2 protein-coding genes are annotated in these 1,188 nt (G+C 29.2%); both read left to right on the top strand.

What is annotated here, in order from left to right; genetic code table 11:
* Positions 1 to 335 (top strand): type II toxin-antitoxin system PemK/MazF family toxin (locus tag ACRDDY_RS12885; protein ID WP_438565348.1); only part of this gene is annotated, 335 nt, incomplete at its 5' end.
* A 318-nt stretch (positions 336 to 653) separates the two neighbouring features.
* Positions 654 to 1,188 (top strand): transketolase (locus tag ACRDDY_RS12890; RefSeq protein ID WP_438565349.1); only part of this gene is annotated, 535 nt, incomplete at its 3' end.

The following is a 1,188-nucleotide window of genomic DNA, read 5'->3' on the forward strand; positions in this document are numbered from 1 at the left end:
AACGAGGGGATATATTCTATGCTGATTTAAGTCCAGTTATAGGCTCGGAGCAAGGTGGAATACGACCCGTTATAATAATTCAAAATGATATAGGAAATAGATATAGCCCAACAGTTATTGTTGCAGCTATAACTTCACAAATTAATAAGGCTAAATTACCAACTCATGTAGAGATATCATCGGAAGAATATGGACTTAATAGAGATTCTGTAGTGTTATTAGAGCAAGTTAGAACTTTAGATAAGAAAAGATTAAAAGAGAAAATTGGACATATGACAGATTCAGATATGAGAAAAGTAAATAAATCATTATTAATAAGTTTAAGTTTAATCTAAAAGAGTACAAGCCTCTACAGCAAAAATGTAGAGGCTTATTTTAAATTTAATAATATATATTATATCTCAGGAATTTAATAAAATTTAGGTAAATAAGGCATAATAGAATTATTAAATATAATATATACCTATGAAAAAAGTCTATATATGATATAAAAATATATTTTAAAGCAAATAGTATACACTATTAAGATATATGTGTTATATGAAATGGTTTACTGAAGATTAATAGTATATACAAACAAGCCGTTTTATGATAAGATGAAAAGGATAATAAATAATCTATAAAAGTTAAATAAGGCTAGGAGGACATGAATAATGAAACAAAATAAAGAACAGCTTATTGAACAGGCTAAAGTTATTAGAAAAGATATTGTTGAAATGCTTACAGAGTCAGCATCAGGACATCCAGGTGGGTCTTTATCAGCAGCTGATATAGTAACAGCATTATATTTTAACGAAATGAATATAGATCCTAAAAATCCTAGAATGGAAGATAGAGATAGATTTGTTCTTTCAAAAGGACATGCAGCACCAGTTTTATACAGTGCATTAGCAAGAAGAGGATATTTTGATCCAGCAGAATTAATGACATTAAGAAAAATAAATTCTAACTTACAAGGACATCCAAATATGAATGATGTTCCTGGTATAGATATGTCAACAGGTTCACTAGGCCAAGGAGTATCAACAGCAGTTGGTATGGCTTTAGGAGCAAAAATCAATGGACAAAAAAATAGAGTATATGCTTTACTTGGTGATGGAGAATTAGAAGAAGGTCAAGTATGGGAAGCTGCTATGGCAGGTGCTCAATATAAATTAGACAATTTAACTATATTTATAGATTTTAATG

The organism is Clostridium sp., assembly GCF_051656525.1.
Taxonomy (GTDB): Bacteria; Bacillota; Clostridia; order Clostridiales; family Clostridiaceae; genus Clostridium.